Source organism: Pseudomonas sp. EggHat1, from assembly GCF_014892995.1.
Lineage (GTDB): Bacteria > Pseudomonadota > Gammaproteobacteria > Pseudomonadales > Pseudomonadaceae > Aquipseudomonas > Aquipseudomonas chaetocerotis.
Window position 1 is genome coordinate 284326 of record NZ_JACKQK010000003.1, and the last position, 21696, is coordinate 306021.

A 21696-nucleotide genomic window follows, 5' to 3' on the forward strand; every position below is an offset into this window, starting at 1 on the left:
CAGCGCTGCCCCTGCAGCGTGCGCCGGCCCTTACACCCGAAGGAGCCCACCCATGACCGAGAACAAAACCGCGCAGCCGGCAGAAGTCGCCGAAGCCGCACCAGCCAAGAACCCCAACGAGGCCACCGTCACCCTCGACACCCCCATCGTGCGCGGCAGCCAGGAGATCACCGAAATCGTCCTGCGCAAACCGAAAAGCGGCGAGCTGCGCGGCGTCGCCCTGGTCGACCTGCTGCAAATGGACGTGCTGGCCCTGCGCAAGGTGCTGCCGCGCATCACCACCCCCAGCCTGACCGATCACGAGATCGGCAACATGGACCCAGCCGACCTGGTCGACTGCGCGGGCAAGGTGGCGGCTTTTTTGCTGAAGAAGTCGGCGAGGGAAGCTGTCCTCGACGCGTAGACGACGCCATGGCGGACATCGCCATGGTCTTTCATTGGGGGCCGGCGGATATGGACCCGCTCGGCCTGGCAGAACTGATCGACTGGCGCGAAGAGGCCAGGAAGCGTTGGGAGCGGCAGCATGGCCAATAATTTGAAAATGGAGGTCATCCTCCAGGCGATTGACCGTGCCACCCGCCCCATTCGCGCCATCACGCAAGGCAGCGTAGGCCTCGGCCGCGCCCTGAAGGATTCGCGCGACCAGCTCAAGGCCATGCAGGCCCAGCAGCGCGATATCAGCAGCTGGCGAACCCTGCGCACCGCTGCCGGCCAAACCGAGCAATCGCTCCAGCAAGCCCGCGACCGCGTCAAGGAACTCGGCCGCCAGATGGCCGCCAACGGCGTGCCCACGCGGCAGATGCAACGCGACCTGCAGGGCGCCATCCGTGCCGCCACCAATCTCAAGCGCGAACACCAGGAGCAACAAACCCAGCTCCAGGGGCTGCGCACCAAGCTCAATGCCGCCGGCATCAGCACCCGCAACCTGAGCACGCACGAGCGCGAGCTCCGCAACCGCATCGAGCACACCAATAAGAGCATCGCCGACCAGGGCCGGCGCATGCAGGCGCTCAGCCAACAGACCAAGCGGCTCGCCCAGGCACGCGCCCAGTACGACAAAACCCAGCAGCTCGCCGGCAGCATGGCCGGCTCTGGTGCTGCTGGCTTGGCGTCCGGTAGCGGCATTCTCTACGCCGGCGCCCGCCTGCTCGCGCCGGGGCTCGACTTCGACGCCAGCATGTCCAAGGTGCAATCGCTCACCCGTCTGGACAAGAACAGCCCCGAACTGGCCGCTCTGCGCGAACAGGCCCGCCAACTGGGCGCCAGTACCCAGTTCACCGCCGGCCAGTCCGCCGACGCCCAGGGCTTCCTGGCAATGGCCGGCTTCAACCCGCAGGCCATCCGCGCCGCGATGCCGGGCATGCTATCGCTCGCCAAGGCGGGCGACAGCGAGCTCGCCGAAACTGCCGATATCGCCTCCAACATCCTGACCGGCTTCAACCTGCAAGCGGCGCATATGGGCCGCGTTGGCGACGTGCTGGTCGGCGCCTTCACCCGCTCCAACACCAACCTGCAGATGCTCGGTGAAACCATGAAGTACGTTGCTCCGGTCGCCGCAGGCGTTGGGCAAGACATCGAAACCATGGCCGCCATGGCCGGCAAGCTGGGCGACGCCGGCATTCAGGGCAGCATGGGCGGTACCGCCCTGCGCGCCATCATCAGCCGCCTAGCCGCGCCACCGAAGATGGCAGCCGAAGCGCTGGACTCCCTCGGCATCAGCGCGAAAGACGCCCAGGGCAACATGCGCGACATGCCCACCGTGCTGCAGGAGATCTACGAGAAAACCAAGGCCATGGGCGACGCCGAGCGCGCGGGCTTCCTCAAGGGCATCGCCGGCGAGGAAGCATTCAGCGGTCTGCAGGTCCTGGTGCAACAGGCTGGCAATGGCGAGCTGCAAAAATTCATCGGCACCCTGCGCGAAGCTCGAGGCGAGGCCGAGCAAACCGCCAAGGTCATGGCCGACAACATGCGCGGCGACCTGGATGCACTCACTAGCGCCTGGGAAGACCTCGGCATCCAGCTGCAGGAACAACAGGACGGCCCGCTGCGCGGTATCACCCAGGGCATCACCCGCGTCATCGGCGGCGTCAAAACCTGGGTGGAACAAAACCCCGCCCTAGCGAGCCAACTGGTCAAAACGGCCGCTGGCCTGGGACTGATCATGGCCACCATGGGCGGCCTGACCCTGATGCTCGCCTCGATCCTCGGCCCGTTCGCCATGGTCCGCTACGGCATGATGCTGCTCGGCATCAAGAGCCTCGGCGCCGTCACCGCACTCAAGTCGGTCGGCAGCGTGCTGCTGTGGATCGGCCGCCTGGCCATGGCCAACCCTATCGGTCTGCTCATCACCGCCCTGGTGGTCGGCGCCGTGCTCATCTACAAGAACTGGGACGCCGTAAAGGCCTACCTGCTCGGCCTGTGGGCAGAGCTGCAGGCGGGCTTCTCCGGCGGCCTGGGCGGTATCGCCGCCACCATCCTCAACTTCTCGCCGCTGGGTCTGTTCCACCGCGCCATGGCCGGCGTGCTCAGCTACTTCGGCGTAGACATCCCGGCGCGCTTTACCGACTTCGGCGGCATGCTTATCGACGGCCTGGTCAATGGCATCACCTCCAGCCTTGTCCGTGTGAAAGACGCCATCACCGGCGCCGGCGGCGCGACTATCGATTGGTTCAAGCAGAAGCTCGGCATTCACTCGCCCTCGCGCGTATTCGCCGAACTGGGCGGCTTCACCATGCAAGGGCTGGAAAAAGGCCTGCTGAGTGGCCAGAGCGGCCCGCTCGGCGCCGTGCTCGGCCTGGGCAAGCAACTGGCCGCAGCCGGCGCCATCAGCTTTGGCGCGGCCGGTAGCGCCATCGCCATGGACAACCGCCCGCCCCTAGGCAGCCAGAGCGCGCCTAAGGCCGCCCAGGTACAGCCGCTGCCACCCATCCACATCAACGTGCACCCAGCGCCGGGCATGGATGAGCAGCAGCTCGCCCGCCTGGTGGCCATCGAAGTGGCCAAGATCCAGCGCGCCCAGCAAGCCCGCAGCCGCAGCGCACTGTCAGACCAGGAGTAACCGTTATGATGATGGCCCTCGGCATGTTCACCTTCGGCCTGCCAACCCTCGCCTACCAGGAGCTACAGCGCACCACAGAATGGCGCCACGGCTCTACCAGCCGCATTGGCACCAACCCAGCCAGCCAGTTCCTGGGCCGTGGTGAAGACACCATCACCCTCCCCGGCACCCTGCTGCCCGGCCTGGTCGGCTCGCCGCTCAGCCTCGACACCCTGCGGCTGATGGCAGACACCGGCAAGGCTTGGCCCCTGGTCGGCGGTACCGGCAAAATCTTCGGCGCCTGGGTCATCACCAGCATCAGCGAAACGCAACAAATCTTCTTCGAAGACGGCACGCCCCGCCGCTACGAGTTCACCATCAACCTCAAACGCATCGACGACGGCCGTACCGACATGCTCGGCAGCCTCACCGGCATCATCGGCGGCGCCCTGCGTGGCGCGCTCGGGGGCCTGCTGTGAGCATCCTGAGCCAAGCCGGCCAGCTGCTCGAGCGCGCTGCCAGCGGCTACCGCGACCTAACCAGCTACGCCCGCCCCATCTGCCGCGTGGTGGTCAACGGCACCGACATCACCGACCTTATCCTCGGCGGCCAGGAGCCGCGCCTTGTCAGCATCGAGCTGACCGACAATCGCGGCCTGGAGGCCGACCAACTCGACATCACCCTCAGCGACCACGACGGCCTGCTCGCCATCCCGCCGCGCGGCGCCACCCTGCGCCTGTGGCTGGGCTGGAGTGATACCGGGCTGATCGACAAGGGCACCTACACCGTTGACGAAACCGAGCACAGCGGCGCGCCGGACACCCTCAGCATTCGCGCCCGCAGCGCCGACTTGCGCGGCGGCCTCAAGGTGCGCCGGGAACGATCATGGGACGCCACACCCCTGGCCTTCATCATCAGCGCCATCGCTACCGCCTATGGTCTAACCCCGCTGGTCGGCGCCGGTCTGGCCGCCATCAACATCGCCCACCTCGACCAGGCCAACGAGTCAGACGCCAACCTGCTCAGCCGCCTCGGCCGCGAGCACGACGCCATCGCCACCATCAAGGCCGGCCGGCTGCTGTTCCTGCCCACCGGCAAGGCCACCACCGCCAGCGGCCTGGCCCTGCCCCACGTCACCCTCACCAGGGCGGACGGCGACCAACACCGCTTTCTGCAGGCCGACCGCGACGCCTACACCGGCGTCAAGGCCTACTACTACGACGTCAACAGCGCGGACAAAAAAGAGGCCATCGCCGGTGCCGGCGACAACCTCAAGGAACTGCGCCACAGCTACACCGACCAGGCCAGCGCCCTGCAGGCCGCCCGCGCCGAGTGGAAGCGCCTACAGCGCGGCACCGCCACGCTCAGCTACACCCTGGCCAAGGGCCGCCCCGAGCTAACGCCCGACCAGACCTACAGCCTCACCGGCATCAAGGCCGAGATTGCCGCCATCGTCTGGCTCGGCGGCAACATCCGCCATAGCTTCACCCCCGACGCCTTCACCACCTCCCTGGAGCTGGAATCGCAATTGCCGGACGGCGACGATATCGCCGACCAGGGGGACGGCTATACCGGCGTGCTGGCCTGGTACCGCGACGCCAGCACCGGCCAGCAACACCAGCTCACCGAAGGCGACCAGACCAACCCGCGCCGCCTCACCCACCTCTACGACAGCAAGGCCTGCGCGCAAAGGGCGGTGAAGCGAGAGTGGGAGAGGATAAATATCAACGCAGGAAAATGATGGCCATTCGCTTGCAAGGCGCAATGGGCAAGCTACTTTTCAGTCATCCCCACATGGAGAGTTCACGGATGTCTCGCTCGCTTCTACTACTGCTTACTTTTTCACTAACCGGCTGCGCCTACCACTCCCCCTACATAGACCCAACGGCGGGTTCCGATGGTGTCTCTGCAAAAACTCATTCGGCAAATCAACAGAAAAAACTTGTCGAAGAGGCAAACGCCCTAAGCAATGCAAACCTTTATGCAACCTCCCTACTTGCAGGCACATTAGGATTTGGAGCATATAAAGTTCTCACCGGGGGAGGTGAACATCAGATAGCGGCCCTAGCAACAGGAAGCGGCGTAATATACGGATACCAACAGGCTTTATACAATGAAACAGTTGCAGGTATTTTACTTGACGCTGCTAGCAACCTCTCCTGTATTGACTCCATCTATACCATGCCAAGCACCGAGCGCGGCACTATAATCAAAGAAAAAATTATAAAAATATCAGAAAAGGTATGGGACTCTTTAGAGGCACCATATATAACCGCAGTAGACAAAATACTCGCAAGCGAGAAGCAATACAAAGCCAACATCAACAGAGTCGTGCATACTGCTAATAAAAAAAGAGCCAACCTGCAACTCAGCCCCGCCCAATCCTATGCACTTATTGCATCAAGTATAAACTCGAGTTCACCAGCAATTATGCCTGATGCTCAAGCCTTACAGACCACAGTTAATCTTGCAGCGCAAACAGGTGAGAAAGATAACGTAGGTGCATTCGTGATTAACCAGAGCGTCAAGGCTGAGCTGTTGACCCTAATCGCCAACCTCAGCGAATGGATTGACGATGTCAATAAAGCCGCATCAGACTTTAACCCAGACAATCTCGCAGAGTGTAGAAGTACAAATTCACCACCAACTCTATATGGTCTCGACCTCACAACTACAACCGAGATAGAGGCAGGCAAAACATATTCATACAAAATAGCCAACAGCAGCGGCAATTTAAGCGCCAGCTCAAACCAGAAGGACAGCGCCGGAAAAAACTATATATCCACAGCAATCAGAACGGATAGCGGGAGCTATTTCCTAGAAGTAACAGGCGAAGTAGATTCAAAATCCACCCCCGTCACCGTGTATTTAACTGACGTAGGTAAAGACGAAGCCACCAGAGTTATCAAGTTCGTAGTCAAAGCCCCGCAATAGCGGGGCTTTTTCTTTCACCTGGGCGAATCTCGTGTCGCCAGTGCCTCGATCGCGCGGCGCATAAACGCCTGTTCGCCCTGGTCGAGCTGGCGGTAGAACCGCAGCAACAGCCTTTCCTCTGGCGTTACCCACTCCTGCAAGGGCTGCACACCCTGATCCACGGGTTGACCGGCCGCAGCCTCTCGAACATCACTACGCATCTGCATACTCCGTCATTGGCAGTTGTCCGCAGACCTTACCGCCACCCTGAAATATGCAAGCCCGTCAGCGCCTTGGCAGTCCGCCTCTCAGCGGGCAAACTGCCACCTTTCTCAAGGAAGCAGCCTAGACATGGAAATCCCGCAACAGCTAATCGCACTACTCGATGTCAAGTACGTTCCTATTGTCACTGCCTTAGTAACGCTTGCCTCTCTCATGCCCAAGCTCATAGCGCCATTGCTCAGCGCCTTCGAGGCTCATGACAAGCACTTCGTGCGCAAGCCACTGGAGCGCTTGAAGGCCTTGCGCTCCAGCGCTTCCAAGCATTCGGGGTTGGCTGAGTACCTGGAAACCTCCATCGAGCTGGAAGCGTTTCGAATCGCCTCGGGTATTACCACCAGCCGCGCCAAAATGGAATTTTTGCTGGCCTTGAATAAGGACGGCACCTGGTCTAAGCCTCAGCTGCGCAGCGTTGCCCAGCATGTAGGATTTCCAGAGGGCTCAGACGAACCTGCGATAATCATCAGTACCAGCGAAAGGGTATTCGCGGTCTGGAGCGCTGTCTTTGGTGGGGTTATTGCACTGATGGGGGCCGTTTTCTTCATCCTGCTGGCCTCGACGAATGAGATCCTCCCCTTCCTGATCGGAGCAATCGTATTCGTGGGCTTCGTGGCTTTCGCGCGGTTCATCCTGAACGAGTACATCAGCTACAAACTGGCCAGCCGAGCACAAGCAGGCCTCAAGCGTAGAGCAGCCGCCAGTTAAAGCGGGTCGCCGATCAGCACAGCCTTGCCTGTATCGCCCTCGCATTCCCCCTCACCGGGGCGCCATTCCAGCGTGGCGCCCTCGCCCACTAGGTCCACGTTCAGGATGCGGTCCAGGCACTCGCCCATGCCGTCCTTGTCGATGGCCACCACGCGCTGGTCATCCCAGGTGGTCACCTCGTAGTCGAACGCCTGCGCGGACAGGTCCTCACCCGTGTCGTGGTACAGCAACGAGGCGTAGGCCTCCAGGCAGGTCTGCCGCTCACGGTTACAGATGATCTCCACCCCGGTGGTGGTGCCGTGGTCATAGCCTTCAACGGTGTGCCAGCCGCCCCAGATGATCAGGTTGTCACCCTGGGCAACGCGCAGCGGCGGGATGGTGGCGGTGGTGCGTTCAAGCGGTGCAGGACTGGCAAGCCAGATGGCTGCATAAGCGGCCACCAGGGCAGAAGCGAGGGCAATAAATAGGTAGCGCAGAGAAGCATGCATAGCCGAGTTCCTTTCGCTATGGGATATGTCCTTTCACTGCATCCTAGCACCAACCCAAAGCGAGGGGCAGACAGTGCTAAATTTGGCATTCCTCGGTTGACCTGGTAACGTGGCGGCCAGTCAATAGAGAGCAGTTCAGCTATGGAACGCATCAAGGTTTTCGACATGTTTTGCGGGGGCGGCGGCAGCAGTCTGGGCGCACGGTTAGCGGGCGCTGAGGTGGTTGGCGGTGTCGACATGTGGCCCATAGCCACCAAGGCCTTTGGTCTCAACTTCCCTCGCGCAAAGGTGTTTACTGGAGATTTAAGGCTGATCGAGCCGTCCGATGTCGTAAAGCAAACAGGCCCTATCGATCTTTTACTGTCCTCCCCCGAGTGCACACATCACACCTGTGCCAGAGGGAGCAAGCCGCGCTCTGAGGAAAGCAAAGAAACAGCTCTACAGGTTATACGCTATGCAAAGGTGATGAAGCCTCGCTGGGTTGTGCTTGAAAACGTCACCCATATGAAACCCTGGGAACGCTACCCCGAGCTGAAAGCAGAGCTCGAAGCTCTTGGGTATCACTTGCATGAGCAGATTTTGGACTCTGCTGAGTTTGGAGTTCCGCAGCGTCGCAAGCGGTTATTCTTGATTGCAGACATGCTCGCCAAGCCCACAGCTATTGTGGGTAGCGGAGAGAGGGAGATCACAGCTAGGGAGATACTCGACCCTGACGGAACGTGGCCCATGACTCCCCTCCGTAAGCCCGGCCGAGCTCAAGAGACATTAGCACGTGCAGATCGCGGAATAGCCGCGTTCGGCGAGAACGAAGCTTTCCTATTGGTGTACTACGGAAATGACGGTGCAGGCGGCTATCAATCGCTAGACGTGCCCCTGAGAACTATCACTACAGTAGATCGATTTGCACTCGTTGTACCGACCGAAACCGGTCATATGATGCGGATGCTACAACCGATTGAGCTCCGCCGAGCGATGGGCTTTCCTGAAAATTATGTGTTCCCCGAGGTCAATAAGAGAAACCGCATTCGTTTACTTGGCAATGCGGTTTGCTCACCAGTGATGGCAGCCATTGTCAGAGGTTTGACTACCAATCCTATTCAGGAAAAAACCTCATTACACCAGGACGCCGCGCATGAGTCGTGTAGTGATGACTCAACTCCTCAAGAGTTGCCCGCCGCAGTCTTAGCTTAGGCTGAACGTGCAACAGGTCTTTAACAGGCTTTGCAAAAAACCTGTTGCACGAAACCAGCAGACGGTAATCCTTGACACCATTTCCAAGATCTAGTGAAAGCACTCCCACATCAAAAATTGATAGATTGGAATACTTCGCTTGTTTTTTCGAAAAATAACGAGCCCTGTCCACATCGGCGACAGGAATAAAAACGCCTAACAAATATCTGTAGCTATAAACTTTGCCCTGAACATCGTCACATTCGGGAGTAAGCGTCACAACACACGGAGTTAAGGAGTTGAGAACCCCGCCATCTTTCGCAAAGTCCACGGACATTAGGAACTCACGACCTAACACCTCATTACAACTAGCCCCCCACAGATCAGGGCATGCCTCATCCCAACCCGCCCTCTCAACTATTGAAACCATACCCCGAGTTGACGGTAAAAATACCGCGGGATTGCTCAATACAGATACAAGATAATGGGTATTTAAACTAGACTTCGAAATTCCGTTCGGCACATTTCCGAACTGCTCAGCAAGTAAAGCATTCAACCCTGCGACATATTCAGCGGACACATCGAGCCTATCTTCTAAAACTGGCAACAATGCGGCGTCCATAGCTGCAACAGGAGCAGCTTGTGCCTGAGCAAGCCCTACAGCCTCAGTAGACAAGTAAGCCAATAGCCTATGCCAACGGCCTAAAGATTCGCCGTTTTCAGGAAGCCTCGCAAGCTCGAATAGCCTGTGAGTAGATCGCACCGCTGCTTGGAAAACTCGCTCTTCCCAAGAAATTGAAAGCAAAAGAGCTCCACAGCTTAGAATCGCTGTATTTATTTCTTTAACTAATTCAGGGAGTCGTTCTGGTGCATCTTCAAGAGCAAGCACCAAGGTCTTATCAATACATCCGTACCCAACTGGCAGCGTAAGACCAAAAGCCTCTGCCCGCGCAACAATTTCGCCGTAAACCTTCTCAGCATCCTCTGGATATTTCGTCCAAAAAATTATGGCATACGGACCATCGCAAACAATGCTCTTCAGGCTCGACATAATTGCTAAAGTTTGTTGAGCCATATTATTCATGCCGCCGTCAACCAAATGTATGTCAGAGAAAATCACCCTGACACCATTAAAAGGCTGTGGAGGCATAGGCCTTATCGCTCCCAGGTCATACAGAAAAGGCATAACCCAATACCCAGCAGAAACCAAGGCCGAATATATTTTATCTAGATGCTCTTGTTCATTATCAATAGCAGCAACACGTACAAACTGAGGGATCATTTTTCTTCCTTGAATTGAAATATAATTGCAGCGCCGTCGTATGCTTCAGGAACCTGGAAGTCATCTCTAATCTCATCAGCCGAGCACAAAACCAAACTGCCATCGATTGACTCCATTACCATCCGAGAATAATAAAGACCCAGGCCCATGCCCTCTGCCCTATTTGATACAAAGGGAGTGCCTAATTGATCTAACGGCAATTCAAAACCGGGACCATTGTCAATAACCGCAAGAGAGCCACTGCGCTTATCGCTGTCCCACTGCGTCATAATAAGGACAGCACCCTGTTTGCCCTCCTTTTGCGCCTGATAACGCGACCAATAAATAGCATTATCAATGATATTGTTTATTGCACCCATCAACAGGTTGAGAGGCCCACTAACAGGAAATGAGACACCGCCATCAGACAGGTGATTAGACAGGACAAGATCATGGCGCTTGAATCGCCCAGAGTTCATATCTAGAGCTCTTGCAACAAGCTCTCTAATAGTCGTCTTGCGCGCACGCTCTTTGTTTAGAAGAGGCTTAAATGTATCCAGCAGCTTTCTCAAATGTACAATTGTCTGCTGAAGAGTTGCTTTGCTGGTATTTCCCTCAAGCTGCCTAGTCAGAGTATCTACACCATGAACCATCTCATGGAAAGCCAAAGACAGGTTAAGGCCGGCCATGCCTGAGTTCAGCATAACCGTACGGTAGCCGTTCAACTGAGATTGCAAGGACTCAACAACCGGTTTAATTTCGGTTTCTAAGTTATTTTTCTTTGCAATCTCGTTAAGCGCATCAAAAGCCTCTTCTACAGGGATGATTTTTGACTCACCCTTGATTGCCTTATCTATTTGCTTTCTGTGAGGCCCATGCAAACGCTCAAACTTATCAAAAACACTGAGGACGACTCTCTGCAAATTCCGATATACGTCACTCTCATCAAACCCTTCGCGGTTTGTTTTCTCTTTTAGGCCAGAGCTTTTCGCGAGATCAAGGTCGATGTAGCCTAACAAGCTATCAGTACCTAACTTTCCTGCCGGCCTGTTAATTCTTCGAACGTTAAGCCCGAGCCAGTCGTCACCAGGCTCACCATAGTTAAAAACACGTACTTGATCGCGATATACTCGCACACCTGACTGAGATCGAATCCAGTCAGTAATCAGCTTGGCTGACCCACTCTCCTTGAGAATTTCAGTTCTGCGATGGTAGGCGTAGATTTTTCCTTTGATCGGCCCAATGCCAGCCAACATGGCAGGATCAAGAAAGATAGCAGGAGGCTTGCCATCATCGTCCTCATCGGACACCCTCACCAACTCCAGCTTGTCAGCTGTATTAGCGGCTTCATCATGCTTCAGGCCCTTATAGGCTGGGGGTTTGAATTTATACTCCCATGAAAAATTCCCTGCCTCAGAGACTGTGAAATCAAAACTCCAGATAGCCGCATTAAGCATGTCTTGAGCAGAAGGCAAATCTTCAATATCCTCCTCCCTTCCTGGCAAATGCAACTCAACATCAAAAGATCCGATCTTGTTAATTGGATTGCTTAACGAAGTAATAAGACGATAAAGATCTCGCACCTCTCTCTTACTCCACTCAGGCCTAGAGAGATCGGTAATTTTCAGAAGAGTGCCGCCCCCCTCCTTGAAAACCTTTGGGATTATATTTCTCTTTACCGAGATAGACAGACCTTGATCGAGATACTTACCCCCACCAATCAAGTCATCCCAGACAATTTTAAACTCTAGCTCTGCCGCTTTAGCTATTCGAGTTACAAGCTGAACAGAACCGCCTAGCTTTTGTATCGCAAGACGACCTACCCCCTTCTCACCCAAAGGTAGACGCTTGAACTTTTTCGAAGGAATCTTTCCCTTTAAGCCCCGCTTAGAGTCTGTTCCGACCTCCAGCCATTTAGACTCGATATCGTCCATACTCATGCCACAGCCATTATCTTTGATAGAGATAAAAGGCTCATCGCATCCGAGATCTAGAGTGACATCAACTCGCTCAGCGTCTGCGTCGTATGAATTTTTTACCAATTCAAAAACGGCCAATCTATCGTGGCCAATTAGTTGATCACCTAAGAGTTTGAGCACATGGGACTGTACCCGCATTTTTAGATCAGCCAATCTGCTTCTCCTTTACATACGCTGACAAGCAGGCATGAATAAAGCTGTAGGAAGAATCGGGAAGCCCCGAAATCCTTTTCGAATTTAAGACTTGGTTTTTTCAACCATCGCGGCCAGTGCAGTGACCATCTTATGCGTATGTTGCCGGTCACCCTCAGGCAACTGGCGGTAGTGCTCGACCAGGGCGATTTCGTCACCGTTGAAGCTGCTGGATGCTTCAGGCGTTCGACGGCCAGTCACGACATAAAGCACGTCAACACCCTTTTCGGCAGCCGCAGCCAGGAACTCCGCATCGGGGCTGCCTGCACCCTTCTCGTAGTTAATCTGCGTCGTTTTGCCCTTGCCGCCAGCGGCGCCAAGCTCGGTCTGACTGAGCCCAAGGCGCAAGCGTTCTTCCTTCAGCCTTTCGCCGATGGTCATAAAAATTGAACCTCATGCATTGACAGGTTCAATTTCATGAACCAATATCACTGCGCAATCACCCAAAATCACACGAATTTGAACTATGGCTGACACCTACGCCCCTGAGCAAGCCTGCAAGGACGCCCGCGAGCGACTTGAAAGAAAGGGCATTACCGTCCGTGCGTTCGCTGCTCAGCACGAAATTCACGAATCCACCGTCTACGCCGTGCTCAACGGGCAGAAGAAATGCCTGCGCGGCGAAGCCCACCGCGCCGCCGTTCTGCTCGGCATCAAGGAAGGCACGGTCGCACAGTAGTGCGCCCGGCCAATGGGGGAAACGAGAAGATGAAGCGCCCGATTCTTGATAGCCGCCGCCGCGCCGTGCTGGCTGTGGTTGCCGCCTTCCCAGGGGGCCGCGAGTGCGCCGCCACCTGCCTGGGGCTGGACCTCAAACAGTTCGACAACAAGCTGTATGAGAACCCCGGTCACCGCCCACTGACGGACGAACAAGTGCTGCAACTGGAGAAGGTCGCCGGCACCAGCTACCTGCCCGACTACATCAGCGGCCTCTACAACGGCGTGTTTGTCGCCATGCCCGAGCCAGCCGACACGGACAACATCGACCTGCTGGCCCGCGCCATGGGCACGGCGGTCAAGCGCGGCAAGGTCGACGCGATGATCCTCAAGGCCCTGGAGGACGGGCAGATCGACGAAGCCGAGCTGGCCAGCATCATCACCGCCCACCGCCAGCACATCGCCGCGCGCCACGCCGAAGTGGGCGCCATTCTCGCCCTGCACAGGAAGCCACAGCCATGACCACCAACAGCGGCGGTTACAAATGCCTCTGCCCGGCCTGCGGCAGCCGTATGCGCATCCGCAACAGCGAGACGCAAACGCCCACCTTCAAGACCATGTACGCGCAGTGCTGCAACCTGGCTTGCGGCGCCACCTACACCGGCTCACTCACCTGGGACTACGCGCTCAGCCCCAGCGGGCTGGACAAGCCGCGCATCAGCCTGCCCATCGCGCCCTCGGTGCAACGCATGCAGGCGCTGCGCGACAGCCAGCCGAAAACCGACCAGCTCGATCTGCTCGATGCCATGGGGGCCACCGCATGAACGCCAACCCGCACCTGCCGCATGACTACCGCAGCCAGATGCAGCGCCTGGCGCTGGCCTATGTGATCGACCATCAGGCCGAACACCTGGGTGACCCGGAGCAATTGGCAGAGCGCACCACCTGCCACCTGGTGCACCAGCACGGCGTCCCCCTGTTCATGGCCCCGCGCCTAGTGGCCCTGGCCATCAGTGAGCTGCCCAGCACTGCCCCGCCAGCAGCCCTTCACCACCTGTAAACGCACCACCAAGCCCCTGCCCGCTTCGCGTGGGTAAGGGGAAGTTGCACCCCAAAGGAGGCCCAGCATGGCCGATGTGACCATCGAAATGACGCTCAGCACGCACCAGGCGCGGGCCTTCCTTCGTTACCAGCTCACCCAATACGAGGTTCTCATGGCCGAGGTCTGGCACTCCGACAAATACCGCACCGTGCCCGAGGGCATGCGTGGCCCGCGCGTGCTGCAGGATTATCCGCACATTGCCGGCTTGCATCGCACCATCCGCGCGCTGCGCAAGCAGCTGCAGGAGGCGCAGGCGTGAAAGCCATGGATAACGCCGTGCGCCTGGAGGTGCTGAGCCGCCTGGAGCGCAACTACGGCCTGCAGCAGATGAAGGGCACGCCCTACATGCGCAAGGGCACGTGCCCTGCTTGCGGCAAGAAGGAGCTGTATTCGCGCAGCGACGAGCCCTGGTTCATCAAGTGCGGCCGCGAGAGCAAGTGCGGCGAGCAGTGGCACGTCAAAGAGCTGTTCGAGGATCTGTTCGACGACTGGAGCAAGCGCTCGCCCGCCACCGAGGCCGAGCCCAACCGTACAGCGGACGACTACCTGAGCTTTGCCCGTGGCTTCGACCTGAGCCTGATCAAGGGCACCTACACCCAGGAAAACTACTGGGACCGCGACCTGGGCATAGGCTCGGCCACGGTGCGCTTCGCCCTGGAACACGGCGGCTACTGGGAGCGGTTGATCGACCGGCCGCACCGCTTCGGCAAGAAGAAGGCGCGCTTCGCCACGGGTAAGTCACCCAAGGGCTATTGGTGGTGCCCGCCGGGTGTGGATCTGCTGGAGGTGAAAGAGCTGTGGGTCGTCGAGGGCATCTTCGATGCCATCGCCCTGCTCCACCACGGCATTGTGGCGGTATCTGCCATGAGCTCGGGTGCCTTCCCGGCTGAATCACTCAAGGCGCTGGCCCACCAGCGTGGCGGCAAGCTGCCGCGCTTGGTGTGGGCGTTGGACAACGAGCCAGGCGCGCACCGCTATACCCGCAAGCACGTCACCATGGCCACAGCCCTGGGCTACGAGAGCAGCGCCGCGCAGATACCCCAGTATGACCGCAAGGTGGATTGGAACGACCTGCACCAGCGTTGGCAGTTCATCGACAACGCCGAGCAACGCATCGAGCAACGTGAGCGCGACCTCAAGGCCGCGCGCTACCACGGCGCCCTGCTGCTGGCCGAGAGCGCCGCCGAGAAAGGCGCGCTGATGTACGAATGGCGCGAGCGCCACGAGTTCCACTTCGCCTTCGAGAACCGCCTGTACTGGTTCAAGATGGACCTGGAGAAATTCAACAAGGCGATGCAGCACCTGGAGGAATCCGAGCGCATCGAAGACCGCCAGCTCACCGACAAGCAGCGCCGCGACAAGGCCTTGCGCCAATGCGGCGCGGTGACGGAAATCGCCAACTGCTACCCGCGCGCGCTTTACTTCCAGCGCAACGAGCTAACGGACGAAAGCTGGTACTACTTCCGTGTGGACTTCCCGCACGACGAACCCACCGTGCGCAACACTTTCACCGGCGCCCAGGTGGCAGCAGCCAGCGAGTTCAAGAAGCGCCTGTTGGGCATGGCCGCCGGCGCGGTGTTCACCGGCAGCGGCGCGCAGCTGGACAAGATCATGCGCGAGCAGCTGTTCGGCCTGAAAACCGTGCAGACGCTGGATTACGTCGGCTACAGCAAGGAGCACGGCTGCTGGGTGTTCGGTGACCTGGCCGTGCGCGGCGGCGTGGTGGAGAAGGTCAACGCCGAGGACTACTTCGAGTTCAAGAAGCTGCGTTTGAAGACGCTGCAGAAGTCCATCCGCATGGAGATCAACGCCGAGGGGCACGACTACCGCACGGACTGGCTCGACTGGCTGTGGCTTTGCTTCGGCGCCCAGGGTCTGATTGCCCTGGTGTACTGGTTTGGCTCGCTATTCGCCGAGCAGATCCGGGCCGAGTTTCAGAGTTTCCCCTTCCTGGAGGTGACCGGCGAGGCCGGCGCGGGCAAGTCCACGCTGCTGATGTTCCTGTGGAAGCTGCTCGGCCGCCAGGATGAGGAAGGCGACGACCCGCTCAAGATGACCAAGGCCGGCCTGCGCCGCTGGCTGAGCCAGACAGCCGGCATGCCGGTGGTGGTGCTGGAGGCCGACCGCAGCGGCGAGGAAGGCGGGTTAGTGAAGGCCTTCGACTTCGACCAGTTCAAGCCGCTGTACAACGGCCGCGGCCTGGGCCTGACGGGCGTGAAGAACGGCGGCAACGACACCAACGCGCCGCCCTTCCGCGCGGCCCTGGTGTTCAGCCAGAACGCCACCGTGGCGGCGTCTGAGGCCATCCTTACACGCATCATCAAGCTGCACTTCGTGCGGCCGAACGTCACCAGCGCCAGCCGCGCAGCGGCGGACAACCTCAACCACCTGCAGGCCACGGACGTAAGCCACTTCCTGCTGCTGGCTACCAAAGCTGAACAGCAGGTGCTGGAGGTGTTCCGCAAGAAGGTGAAGGAGCACGAAATCACCCTGCGCGCGATTCGTGAGATTCGCATCGAGCGGATCATCAAAAACCACGCGCAGCTGCTCGCCCTGCTCGATGCCCTGCGACTGATTCTGCCTATTACCGACGAACAGCACCGCGCCACGCAGCAAGAGTTGATCGCCATGGCCGTGGAGCGCCAGGGCGCCGTTAACTCAGACCCCGAGGAAGTGCGCACCTTCTGGGATGTGTACGACTACCTGGAATCCCTGGGCGACGGCGCGGTGGTCAACCACAGCAAGAAGCCAGACCTGATCGCCATCAACCTCAACGAGTTCGCCGAACGCGCCGCCGAGCACAAGCAGAAGCTGGCGGACGTAGCGACCCTGCGCAGCCTGCTGAAGAACAGCCGCTCGCGCCCCTGCATCGACATCAACCGTGCCGTGGATAGCGCCGTGCGCACGGCCTACAACGCCCGCAACCCTCTGACGCCACGCTGCCCCACGGTGAAGTGCTGGATGTTCAAGGCGTAACCCCACCCGGCGCGGCAACGCCGGCCAACCCCCAAAGGAGAACCACCATGCATGACAACGAAAGCGCCATCGACAAAGCCCTCACGCTGCTCGGCAGCGCCGTGGCCCTAGCCGCCCTGTTCACCCTCTGCAGCGTTGTGCCGGAGGCACTGCTGGCTATCACTCACTGACCCACCCCAGCCCTGCCGAGCGGCAACTCGGCAGGGCTGCCCGAAGGAGAACCACCATGCACCTACAACTCCACCACCGCTGGCCGCTGCTGGCCATGGTCGCCGCGCTGGCTGGCGTAACCGCCACCTCTGTGGCCATGGCCATCGCCGCGCTGATCGACGCGCCAGTGCTCGCCGCACTATTCGCGGGCGCCGCCGTGGTGCTGGACCTGTTCAAGTACGTGGCGTGGCCGCTGGCCCTGATGCTGCTGGCAGCGCGCCGCACCCTGGCCGCCCTGCTGATGATGACCAGCGCCCTGGCCCTGGGCGCCGTTTCCGGCTGGGCGACCTACGACCGCCTTATGACCTCGATCATCACCAGCCAGGCCGAGCACCAGGCGCAACACGAACAACGCCAGACCGACCTGCTGGAGCTGCGCCAGGCCGACGCCACCCGCATCGAGCAGCTCGACGCCGAAGCGGCCGCCGTCCATCACCAGGCCAACGCCCTGCGCGAGCGCGGCATGGTCACCCGTGCCCTGGAGCTGGAGGCCGCCGCCCTCGCCCGTATCGACACCCTGCGCGCCGCCGCCCAGCAACGCCGCGACAGCGCATCGCAGGAACTCACCGCCCTGCGCAGCAAACCGGCCAAGGCCGCAGGCCTGCCCCAGGCCCTGGCCACCCTGCTGTGCATTGGCTTCGCCCTGGCGCTGGAAGTGGTCCCGGCCCTGATCCTCAGCGCCCTGCGCCCCGTACCTGTTACCGAAACCGCCCGCGCTACTGCGCCGGTACGCCAGAAACGCGCCGAGGAACGCCCCCAGGAACACCCGAAAACCGAGCCGGAAACGCCAACAGGCACAGACCTACCGGCCGAGCTGCTGCAACTGATCGCCCGCACCGAAAGCGGCGCCAAGCTGGCCGTCCGACAGGTAGCGCGGGAATTGAGGATGGGCAGCGAGAGAACCACCCGACTGATGCAGCAAGCCACAGAAGCGGGCCTGCTGAGCAAGACAGCCGCCGGCTACGTGGCGGCATAAAGAAAGGCCCCGGTGAGCGGCAACTCACCAGGGCCTGACCAACCCCGAAGGAGAACCACCATGCAAGCAGAACCCAAAGAAGTCAGCGGGAGTAAGGCTATCACTCCTAGAGCCACGACAACAAAGAGCTTACGGCTCCTCAGTTGCCAACAACTCGGGCATGAGGCCAGAAGCAGAGTTCAATACCCTAACGACAGCTCTCGCAGCACGAATGTTGGCCTCACCAAGGGGTTCATCATCCTCATTGCCCTGAAACTCAGGGGAGGCAAGCCATTTCTCCAACCACGCGACCTCATCTTGCAGCGCGTGCCTAAGCTCAATCCACCCAAGTGCAGCTTCCGCAATAGGGATCTGCATGTAGTCAACACTTCGAAGCAAGAAGACACAGTCCTGAAGACTAGTAAAGAATCTCTCAAGATGAGGTCTTTCAGAGTCACCGAGAGAAACGTATATCTGCAAATTTTCCGACACTTTGCCGGCATACTTTGCTATCGCAACAATTTTCTTGAGTGCCTCAGAATCCATATCCCGCCGCAGCTGAAGGGCCATTGCACTTTGATTGCTAGCAACCCACGCAGCGACCAATACAGCAGCAACAGAACCAATTGCCTGCACCCAAGCAGCAATATCCTGTTGAGCATCGAAATACTTAAGCAGATTAAACAACGCCGCTGCCAGAACTACGATCCCAACAAGTCCACCACCAACCCAAATCCCTGCTGCTTTCATGCTTCTGGAAAATTCAAACTGCTTCACGTGCATTGGCTCCTTGCCACCCTATTTCCTGCGAGATTGCCTAGCCGTGCGCAATACGTCCAGTAGCCCGACAAGAATCAGCCGCTTCAACTTCTCGGCCCCTCAGTGGGCCGAGCTTCTCTCTGGCTCATACACTGGGCCTTTCGTTGTTTCGCATGGGGACACAATGGCGAATGGTGTAGAGGTACGCGGCAATCGCGTGCGTGTGTATTTCCGTTATCAGGGCGAACTGTGCCGCGAGCCGTTCAATGGAGCCGCTACGCCCGCGAATGTTGCACAGGCAGAGCGCTTGGTCGGCGTAATTGAGTACGAAATCAAGGCCGGTACCTTCAACTACGCCCGCCACTTCCCGAACTCGCCGAAGGTGAAAACCAACACCCTTGGCCACTACATCGATCTTTGGCTCGATATCAAACGCAACGAAATGGCACCGTCCGGGTTCCGCACTTACAAAAGCAAGGTAGAGACGCACATCCGACCACGGTGGGGCGATGAACAGGCCGACGCAATCGACCACCTGCACCTGCAGGAGTGGGTACATAAAACGCTGATGCCATCCCTGCATAACCGCACGGTGCGCGAGGTCGTCAGCCTGGTTAAGCAGATCTTCACCCTGTACCGGGCGCGTAATCGCTCAGCGCACGACCCGACCGAAGGCATCACAATCCGCCAGCCCGACCCGGACGAGGTCGACCCATTCGACCGTGAGGAAATCGACGCCATCCTCAGCACGCCCACGGACAAGATTCAGGAGCTGCACCTTGCGCAGTTCATGATATGGACGGGGCCGAGGGTGTCGGAGGCCATCGCGCTGGCCTGGGAGGACGTCGACCTCAAGGCCGGGACGGTGAGATTCCGCCGTGGCCAAGTGCGCGGCGTGTACAAGGTGACGAAAAACAGGCGATCCAACCGCGAGGTGCGCCTACTCAAGCCCGCGCTTCAGGCGCTGATGGCCCAGGCCATCCACACCCAGAAGTCGAAACCAGTGGAAGTCGAGATCCTGGATCGAGATAACAAGACCAGGAAGCGGCAGACGTTGCGCTTCGTGTTCAATTGCAGCAGCACTGGCGCTGCGCACAGCAGTTCGGACGCGTTGCTCAAGGGATTCTGGCGCCCGCACCTGGCAGCGGCCGACGTGCGGTACCGGGGGCCGAACAACTGCCGCCACACCTACGCCAGCCAGTTGCTCACCACCGGCGCGGTGACACTGCAGTGGCTCAAGGATCAGATGGGGCACACGACCATTGCCATGCTTGAACGCCATTACGGCAAGTACATCAGCAAGGACGGTCCGGACATGATCCCGCTCCTGGAGCACGCACTAAAGCTCTGAATCCAGGGCCCAGAAACGACAAAAGGCAGCCCTCGCAGGCTGCCTTTTTCGTTCCACCATTCCCAAAGTGTTCCCAAAACGCTCCCATCTGAGAAGCGATCCGGCTAGAACCCCCGGAAATACTGGCTTGTACATGGTGCGGACGGAGAGACTCGAACTCTCACACCTTGCGGCGCCAGAACCTAAATCTGGTGTGTCTACCAATTCCACCACGTCCGCGTGGCTTTGCAGCTTAAAACAAAAACGCCAGGCTTTTGGCCTGGCGCTTTGGAATATGGGGTGGACGATGGGAATCGAACCCACGACACCAGGAGCCACAATCCTGTGCTCTACCAACTGAGCTACGCCCACCATATTGCATTTGCTTACTCGATTTGCCTGACCGCCAAATGGCGCACCCGGCAGGACTCGAACCTGCGACCATCCGCTTAGAAGGCGGATGCTCTATCCAGCTGAGCTACGGGCACTTATCCATCCGCTAGCGCAGACTTACAAGCTTTTGGCTCCAACCTCACCACCAGGGCTTGGCTCTTGCCGCCTCACCCAGCGAGTGGCTGTTCCTGAGAAGCGGGGCGAATGTTATAGACGGCTCCCAACCTCGTCAACAGAAATTTTCAAAAAAATTCAGCGATTTAAAGGAGTTACGCGAAAACGACGGCAGGCGCCTTTGCCCAAGTGAGCGCCCATGCGAGAATGCGCGTCCTTTTTTCATCCTTATTAATGGTTAACCAGCGCAATGACCGCACAACTGATCGACGGCAAGGCGATCGCCGCCAGCCTCCGCCAGCAGATTGCCCAACGTGTCGCCGAACGCCGCCAGCAAGGCCTTCGTGCGCCAGGCCTGGCCGTGATCCTGGTCGGCACCGATCCCGCCTCCCAGGTCTATGTGTCACATAAACGCAAGGATTGCGAAGAGGTCGGCTTTGTTTCCCGCGCCTATGATCTGCCGGCAGAGACCAGCCAGGCCGACTTGCTCGCGCTGATCGACGAACTCAACGAAGATCCGGCCATCGACGGCATCCTGGTACAGCTGCCGCTGCCAGAGAATCTCGACTCGTCCCTGCTGCTCGAACGCATTCGCCCAGATAAAGATGTGGACGGCTTCCATCCCTACAACATAGGTCGCCTGGCCCAGCGCATGCCGCTGCTGCGCCCGTGCACACCGAAGGGCATCATGACCCTGCTGGAAAGCACCGGTGCCGATCTGTACGGCATGCATGCGGTGGTAGTGGGCGCCTCCAATATCGTCGGCCGACCAATGGCCATGGAGTTGCTGCTGGCCGGTTGCACCGTGACCGTCACCCACCGTTTCACCAAGGATCTGGCTGGCCACGTCGGCCAGGCCGATATCGTCGTGGTCGCAGCCGGCAAGCCTGGGCTGGTAAAAGGTGAGTGGATCAAGCCAGGCGCCATCGTCATCGACGTCGGCATCAACCGCCAGGAAGACGGCAAGCTGGTCGGCGACGTGACCTTTGATGCCGCCCTGCCCCGCGCCGGCTGGATCACCCCGGTTCCAGGCGGCGTTGGCCCGATGACCCGCGCCGGCCTCCTGGAAAACACCCTGCACGCGGCCGAGCATCTGCATAAATAAGCGGTACGGCTGAATGAAAAACGGCACCCCAGGGTGCCGTTTTTTATCGCGGCTGAAGCCGCTCCCACAGG

The 21696-nt window shown here is 59.1% G+C and carries 24 protein-coding genes and 3 tRNA genes; 18 read left to right on the forward strand and 9 right to left on the reverse strand.

The window, feature by feature from the left end:
- Nucleotides 1-52 precede the first annotated feature (52 nt).
- The 6 genes from INS93_RS07760 to INS93_RS07785 all read left to right on the forward strand — a co-directional run bounded on the left by INS93_RS07760 (nt 53) and on the right by INS93_RS07785 (nt 5971).
- Complete coding sequence (locus tag INS93_RS07760) at nt 53-403, forward strand: phage tail assembly protein (protein ID WP_192980915.1); 351 nt, start codon at nt 53-55, stop codon at nt 401-403.
- 8 nt (nt 404-411) lie between these two features.
- Nucleotides 412-534 carry a GpE family phage tail protein gene (locus INS93_RS07765; RefSeq protein ID WP_037053016.1) on the forward strand — a complete coding sequence of 41 codons (123 nt, stop codon included), beginning with the start codon at nt 412-414 and terminating at the stop codon, nt 532-534.
- Entirely contained in the window at nt 524-3058 is a 2535-nt protein-coding gene (locus INS93_RS07770) for a phage tail tape measure protein (protein WP_192980916.1), read from the forward strand. Before INS93_RS07765 ends, INS93_RS07770 begins: the two co-directional genes overlap by 11 nt.
- 5 nt (nt 3059-3063) lie before the next feature.
- Nucleotides 3064-3516, forward strand: coding sequence for a phage tail protein (locus tag INS93_RS07775; protein WP_037053021.1), 453 nt, complete (start codon nt 3064-3066; stop codon nt 3514-3516).
- Complete coding sequence (locus INS93_RS07780) at nt 3513-4778, forward strand: phage late control D family protein (RefSeq protein ID WP_192980917.1); 1266 nt, start codon at nt 3513-3515, stop codon at nt 4776-4778. Before INS93_RS07775 ends, INS93_RS07780 begins: the two co-directional genes overlap by 4 nt.
- A gap of 68 nt (nt 4779-4846) precedes the next feature.
- On the forward strand, nt 4847-5971 hold the full coding sequence (locus INS93_RS07785; RefSeq protein WP_192980918.1) for a hypothetical protein: 1125 nt from the start codon (nt 4847-4849) through the stop codon (nt 5969-5971).
- A gap of 14 nt (nt 5972-5985) precedes the next feature.
- Here the strand turns inward: INS93_RS07785 and INS93_RS07790 are convergent, their stop codons facing one another.
- The gene (locus INS93_RS07790) at nt 5986-6171 is read right to left on the reverse strand and encodes a hypothetical protein (RefSeq protein WP_192980919.1); all 186 of its coding nucleotides are present in this window, start codon (nt 6169-6171) and stop codon (nt 5986-5988) included.
- 130 nt (nt 6172-6301) lie between these two features.
- On the opposite strand from INS93_RS07790, the gene INS93_RS07795 reads away from it, so the two are divergent.
- Nucleotides 6302-6934, forward strand: a complete 633-nt coding sequence (locus INS93_RS07795) for a hypothetical protein (RefSeq protein WP_192980920.1) — start codon at nt 6302-6304, stop codon at nt 6932-6934.
- Here INS93_RS07795 and INS93_RS07800 read toward each other — a convergent pair.
- A complete protein-coding gene (locus INS93_RS07800; RefSeq protein ID WP_226945377.1) occupies nt 6931-7422 on the reverse strand; it encodes a hypothetical protein in 492 nt (163 codons plus the stop codon). The genes INS93_RS07795 and INS93_RS07800 overlap by 4 nt on opposite strands.
- Before the next feature lie 141 nt (nt 7423-7563).
- On the opposite strand from INS93_RS07800, the gene INS93_RS07805 reads away from it, so the two are divergent.
- Entirely contained in the window at nt 7564-8613 is a 1050-nt protein-coding gene (locus tag INS93_RS07805; RefSeq protein ID WP_192980921.1) for a DNA cytosine methyltransferase, read from the forward strand.
- On the opposite strand, the gene INS93_RS07810 is transcribed toward INS93_RS07805, so the two are convergent.
- The 3 genes from INS93_RS07810 to INS93_RS07820 all read right to left on the reverse strand — a co-directional run bounded on the left by INS93_RS07810 (nt 8516) and on the right by INS93_RS07820 (nt 12405).
- Nucleotides 8516-9874, reverse strand: a complete 1359-nt coding sequence (locus tag INS93_RS07810) for a hypothetical protein (RefSeq protein WP_192980922.1) — start codon at nt 9872-9874, stop codon at nt 8516-8518. The two genes, INS93_RS07805 and INS93_RS07810, sit on opposite strands and share 98 nt — an antisense overlap.
- Nucleotides 9871-11985 carry an ATP-binding protein gene (locus INS93_RS07815; RefSeq protein ID WP_192980923.1) on the reverse strand — a complete coding sequence of 705 codons (2115 nt, stop codon included), beginning with the start codon at nt 11983-11985 and terminating at the stop codon, nt 9871-9873. Before INS93_RS07815 ends, INS93_RS07810 begins: the two co-directional genes overlap by 4 nt.
- A gap of 84 nt (nt 11986-12069) precedes the next feature.
- Nucleotides 12070-12405 (reverse strand): helix-turn-helix domain-containing protein, encoded by a 336-nt coding sequence (locus tag INS93_RS07820; protein ID WP_192980924.1) that lies wholly within the window; start codon nt 12403-12405, stop codon nt 12070-12072.
- 85 nt (nt 12406-12490) lie between these two features.
- Here INS93_RS07820 and INS93_RS07825 point away from each other — a divergent pair, with 85 nt between their 5' ends.
- The 8 genes from INS93_RS07825 to INS93_RS07855 all read left to right on the forward strand — a co-directional run bounded on the left by INS93_RS07825 (nt 12491) and on the right by INS93_RS07855 (nt 17945).
- Nucleotides 12491-12703 carry a DNA-binding protein gene (locus INS93_RS07825; RefSeq protein ID WP_192980925.1) on the forward strand — a complete coding sequence of 71 codons (213 nt, stop codon included), beginning with the start codon at nt 12491-12493 and terminating at the stop codon, nt 12701-12703.
- 29 nt (nt 12704-12732) lie between these two features.
- On the forward strand, nt 12733-13203 hold the full coding sequence (locus INS93_RS07830) for a YmfL family putative regulatory protein (RefSeq protein WP_192980926.1): 471 nt from the start codon (nt 12733-12735) through the stop codon (nt 13201-13203).
- Nucleotides 13200-13505 carry an ogr/Delta-like zinc finger family protein gene (locus INS93_RS07835; RefSeq protein ID WP_192980927.1) on the forward strand — a complete coding sequence of 102 codons (306 nt, stop codon included), beginning with the start codon at nt 13200-13202 and terminating at the stop codon, nt 13503-13505. The genes INS93_RS07830 and INS93_RS07835 overlap by 4 nt, the downstream gene beginning before the upstream one ends.
- Nucleotides 13502-13741 carry a hypothetical protein gene (locus INS93_RS07840; RefSeq protein ID WP_192980928.1) on the forward strand — a complete coding sequence of 80 codons (240 nt, stop codon included), beginning with the start codon at nt 13502-13504 and terminating at the stop codon, nt 13739-13741. The genes INS93_RS07835 and INS93_RS07840 overlap by 4 nt, the downstream gene beginning before the upstream one ends.
- Before the next feature lie 67 nt (nt 13742-13808).
- A complete protein-coding gene (locus INS93_RS07845; RefSeq protein ID WP_037053039.1) occupies nt 13809-14042 on the forward strand; it encodes a hypothetical protein in 234 nt (77 codons plus the stop codon).
- A 5-nt stretch (nt 14043-14047) separates the two neighbouring features.
- Nucleotides 14048-16759 (forward strand): toprim domain-containing protein, encoded by a 2712-nt coding sequence (locus tag INS93_RS07850; protein WP_192981002.1) that lies wholly within the window; start codon nt 14048-14050, stop codon nt 16757-16759.
- A 47-nt stretch (nt 16760-16806) separates the two neighbouring features.
- Nucleotides 16807-16929: a hypothetical protein gene (locus INS93_RS24790; RefSeq protein WP_264294419.1), complete on the forward strand. Its 123-nt coding sequence runs from the start codon at nt 16807-16809 to the stop codon at nt 16927-16929.
- A gap of 56 nt (nt 16930-16985) precedes the next feature.
- A complete protein-coding gene (locus INS93_RS07855; protein ID WP_192980929.1) occupies nt 16986-17945 on the forward strand; it encodes a hypothetical protein in 960 nt (319 codons plus the stop codon).
- Nucleotides 17946-18074: 129 nt separating this feature from the next.
- On the opposite strand, the gene INS93_RS07860 is transcribed toward INS93_RS07855, so the two are convergent.
- A complete protein-coding gene (locus INS93_RS07860; protein ID WP_192980930.1) occupies nt 18075-18701 on the reverse strand; it encodes a hypothetical protein in 627 nt (208 codons plus the stop codon).
- A gap of 166 nt (nt 18702-18867) precedes the next feature.
- Between INS93_RS07860 and INS93_RS07865 the strand changes: the two genes are divergently transcribed.
- Complete coding sequence (locus INS93_RS07865; protein WP_192980931.1) at nt 18868-20034, forward strand: Arm DNA-binding domain-containing protein; 1167 nt, start codon at nt 18868-18870, stop codon at nt 20032-20034.
- Between the two features lie 134 nt (nt 20035-20168).
- Here INS93_RS07865 and INS93_RS07870 read toward each other — a convergent pair.
- The 3 genes from INS93_RS07870 to INS93_RS07880 form a co-directional block, all read right to left on the reverse strand.
- A tRNA-Leu gene (locus tag INS93_RS07870) sits at nt 20169-20253 on the reverse strand.
- Nucleotides 20254-20309: 56 nt separating this feature from the next.
- Nucleotides 20310-20385, reverse strand: a tRNA-His gene (locus INS93_RS07875).
- Nucleotides 20386-20424: 39 nt separating this feature from the next.
- Nucleotides 20425-20501: transfer RNA gene (locus INS93_RS07880), tRNA-Arg, on the reverse strand.
- Nucleotides 20502-20770: 269 nt separating this feature from the next.
- On the opposite strand from INS93_RS07880, the gene folD reads away from it, so the two are divergent.
- Nucleotides 20771-21625 carry a bifunctional methylenetetrahydrofolate dehydrogenase/methenyltetrahydrofolate cyclohydrolase FolD gene (folD, locus tag INS93_RS07885; RefSeq protein WP_074678090.1) on the forward strand — a complete coding sequence of 285 codons (855 nt, stop codon included), beginning with the start codon at nt 20771-20773 and terminating at the stop codon, nt 21623-21625.
- Nucleotides 21626-21696 lie beyond the last annotated feature (71 nt).